The 3,191-nt window shown below is 68.2% G+C and carries 3 protein-coding genes and 1 pseudogene; all 4 read right to left on the bottom strand.

Annotated features, from left to right (window positions below; genetic code table 11):
• A pseudogene (locus EOA38_RS31725) lies at positions 1-723 on the bottom strand (DUF1501 domain-containing protein); the annotation flags it as partial.
• A gap of 21 nt (positions 724-744) precedes the next feature.
• Positions 745-2,199: a DUF1800 family protein gene (locus EOA38_RS31720; RefSeq protein WP_245480967.1), complete on the bottom strand. Its 1,455-nt coding sequence runs from the start codon at positions 2,197-2,199 to the stop codon at positions 745-747.
• 108 nt (positions 2,200-2,307) lie between these two features.
• Entirely contained in the window at positions 2,308-2,592 is a 285-nt protein-coding gene (locus EOA38_RS31715; protein ID WP_127301075.1) for a hypothetical protein, read from the bottom strand.
• A 111-nt stretch (positions 2,593-2,703) separates the two neighbouring features.
• Positions 2,704-3,150: a periplasmic heavy metal sensor gene (locus tag EOA38_RS31710; protein WP_127301074.1), complete on the bottom strand. Its 447-nt coding sequence runs from the start codon at positions 3,148-3,150 to the stop codon at positions 2,704-2,706.
• Positions 3,151-3,191 lie beyond the last annotated feature (41 nt).

Here is a 3,191-nt window from a genome sequence, read left to right as displayed (position 1 = left end):
GTTGTCGAGGACGCCTCTCGGTTTCATCGCCTTGCCGCCGATCTGGTCGCTCATCGCCATCCGGTCGGCGTCGAGGCCCTTCTGCAGCGCCGCCGCCAGCACCGGGTCGCGATGATTGTAGAGGTCGAGCACACGCTCTGCCAGCGCGTCGCCGGGCGCCGGCAAGGCCTGCGGCGCCCAGCCGAGCACGGGTGCGGCGCCGCGGATCACCAGCGGCGTCGACGGCCCGATTGCGAGCCCGCCGGCTTTCGCCACGCGGTCGCCTGACGGCAGGCTGGCAAGCGCCCGGTTGAGCCAGCCTGTCGTGGCATTGCCCGGCCCCGGTAGGCCGCTTTCCAGCACGTCCTGGCCGTCGAAATGCGAGCGTTCGCGGTAGCCGGTCGCGGCCGCGTGCACGACCGCTGCCTGGCCCGCCTTGAACAGCCGCGCGAACACCGGCATCGCCGGGTTGAGCGCGAAGAAGCCGTCGAGCGGCAGCGCCGGGTTGGGACCTGAGAGCGAGAGCGCGATATCGCCATGCAGGCCGGCATAGTCGGGGTCGCCGACCGGGCCGACCGTCGACAGCCCATCGAGTGCGCCGCGCAGCACGATGACGATCAGGCGCGGGTCGCGATTGTCGGCGGCGCGCGCGAAGCGCGGCAGATAGGCCCAGGCAAACAGCGCGCCGCCAGTCGTCAGCACGGCGCGGCGGGAGAGATTGGGAGTTTCACAAAGAAGGCTCATTACCACATCTCCATTGCAAAGTCACCGTCGCTGGAATTCCGGAGCCATCAACAACAACGCCAGACCCTGCTGTCTGGATTCGGCGCGCGCGATCGCCTCTCGCGTCTCGGCCGATGCCGAAGCACCGATCAGGGTGGAGAGCATGTCGCTGGGATTGCCGATATCGTCGGCCTGCTTCGCGGCTTGCCAGGCGATGTCGAGCCGCGTCTTCAGGCCTTCGGCTGAAGCCCAGTTGTCGGTCCGGTCGGGAAAGCCGTTCGGGCCGGGCGGCTGCCAGAGCGGCTCGCCCAATGCTCTTAGCCAGCGAAGCGTCCGTTGCGGTTCGTTGCCGGCGGACGGACCGATCGCCCGCCGGACCGCAACGACATAGTCGAACGGCGCACGCAGCTTGGTCAGCGGCATCGACCAGGCCTCGGTCATGTCGATCAGCGCCAGCGCCAGCGCGTGCAGGTCGCCATCCGTCTTGGTGAAGACTTCGGCGAGATGCGCGACCGACCGAGGAGGCGGCTCGTCGGCGATGAAATGGCATGCGAGCTTGCCGGCGATATGTCGCGCGGTCGCCGGATGGCGCGCGATATTGTTGAGCGCGGCTTCCGCCTGGCCCATGCCGCCGTCCGGATAAGTCTTGCCGAGCAGCACCGCCTTGCCGGGCTGATGCGCGTTGGCGTTGAAGACGAAGCTGCCGGGTTCGCCCAGACGCCCCTCGCGGCCGGCCATCGTCCAACCGGTCAGCATGCCGGCAAAGCTGGTGACGTCGGCTTGGGCATAGCCGCTGCCGACGCCCATCGTGTGCAGTTCCAGGATCTCGCGGGCAAGGTTTTCGTTGAGGCCGCGGCCGCGCCTCTTGCCGGCGCGCGAATCCGGCCCGATCGACTGCTGGTTGTCGAGATAGAACAGCATCGCCGGATGGTGCTCGACCGCGAGCAGCATGTCGGCGAAGCGGCCGAGCACGAAAGGGCGGATGGCCTCGCGCTCGAAGGCGCCGGCGCAGGCCCGCACGATCTGGCCCTTGGCGGCCGAGACGCAGAAATGGTTCGACCAGAAACCGACCAGCCGTTCGACGAAGCCGGGGCCGGCGTTGATCGCGTTGTCGAAACGGGCCTGCGCTTCGTCGCGATAGATATCGGCCTCGACCGGCGGCACGACCGGCTTGTTTTTTGCGTCGGCTGAGCTGTCCGGAGCGTCTGTTGCGGGCTGCATGGCGGGCGCCGCCTTCTCTCCCCGCGCCGCCTTGCGTTCGGCGGCGGCGGCCATGCTGGCCTGGATCGCGGCGGTGCCGTCCAGCAACCCGGCATTCTTTGAATCGTCGACCGAGATAAGCGCGATATCCGGCTGCTTGAGTTCCCCCTCGAGATAGCCGCGTGCGTTGCCGGCGATCTTGCCGAGATCGTCGCCAAGTCTCGCGCCGAGCCCGAAGCGGTTGAGCGCGACAAGCGCCGGGTCGGGCGGAGCGGCATTTGAAACGGGTAGGGCCAATGCAGCCTCCGTCGCAGGGCCGACGCAGATCGCGTCGGCCGACCAGTTCTGAAAGATCACAAGCTCACGATCCGGCGTCGGCGCCGGCATCGTGAGCTGGGCCGGGCTTCACCAGCGGCGCCAGTGATGCCAGCGGTGGTACGGGTGCCAGACCGGGCCGATATAGACGCTCGGTCCGCCCCAATAGTAATAGCCCGGATAGATGACGCGGCGATTGGGCACGCAGCGTCCCCACGGGTTGGGACGCCAGCCCGGACCGCAGCCCCAGGCCACATGCTCGACCAGCGCCGGCGCAGCAACCGGCGCGATCGGCATTGCGGAAGCCGCACTTGCCGCGACCGTCCCGCCGACGGCAAGAGCCGCAGCGAGCGAATATTTCGTCAGACCGTTCATGGGATACTCCCCAAGTTTCTCAAGGTTGAAACCAACCTGTCCCGCATTGACGCGGCAGCAGGCGTGTCCCTCTTCCCTTGAACGGAGGGTAGCGGCGGTTTCCGTCGCTCCTCAGGGCGTATTTTTTGCAGGCGGCGGCCGCTGCCTGCCGACTTGGCGCAGCAAGGCGTCGGCCAGGAGCTTGCGGTCCTGCGGCGAGCTCGATGCGGCGAATTCGACGATGCGCTGTTCCAGCCGGCTGCGGATGGTGGCGTCGGCAGTGCGCGCCCGCTCGAGGGCGGCGGCCAGAGCGTTCGCGTCGAGTGTCGGCTGTTGCAGAAGGTTGGCCGCTTCGCGCCGTGCCTGCTGCCCGTCGAGGATGACCGCGCGGGACTCGCGACGCACCTCGCGCAGCGCCTGGCGGAACGCCTTGCGATCGGCGGCGGGCAGCCTGCCGCCTGCAGCTTCCAGCGAATAGCCCGGATTGGACTTGCCGATCAGCCAGCCGGCGCCGCCGGCGAGCGCGCCGATCAGAAAGACGTTCAGCACCAGCGATGCCGCGAAAAGACGAGTGCTCATAGGTTCTCCGTGTCGGCGTCGGGACCGGCATCGCCGAACGA

Origin of the sequence: Mesorhizobium sp. M1E.F.Ca.ET.041.01.1.1, assembly GCF_003997355.1 — a bacterium.
Taxonomy (GTDB): domain Bacteria; phylum Pseudomonadota; class Alphaproteobacteria; order Rhizobiales; family Rhizobiaceae; genus Mesorhizobium.
The sequence above is the reverse complement of the archived record's forward strand: the minus strand, read 5'-3'. Positions and strand labels throughout refer to the sequence as shown.

Bases quoted from the DNA above. Each gene is read 5' to 3' on its own strand.
- EOA38_RS31715 (WP_127301075.1), bottom strand. From the start codon at position 2,592: ATGAACGGTCTGACGAAATATTCGCTCGCTGCGGCTCTTGCCGTCGGC.
- EOA38_RS31710 (WP_127301074.1), bottom strand. From the start codon at position 3,150: ATGAGCACTCGTCTTTTCGCGGCATCGCTGGTGCTGAACGTCTTTCTG.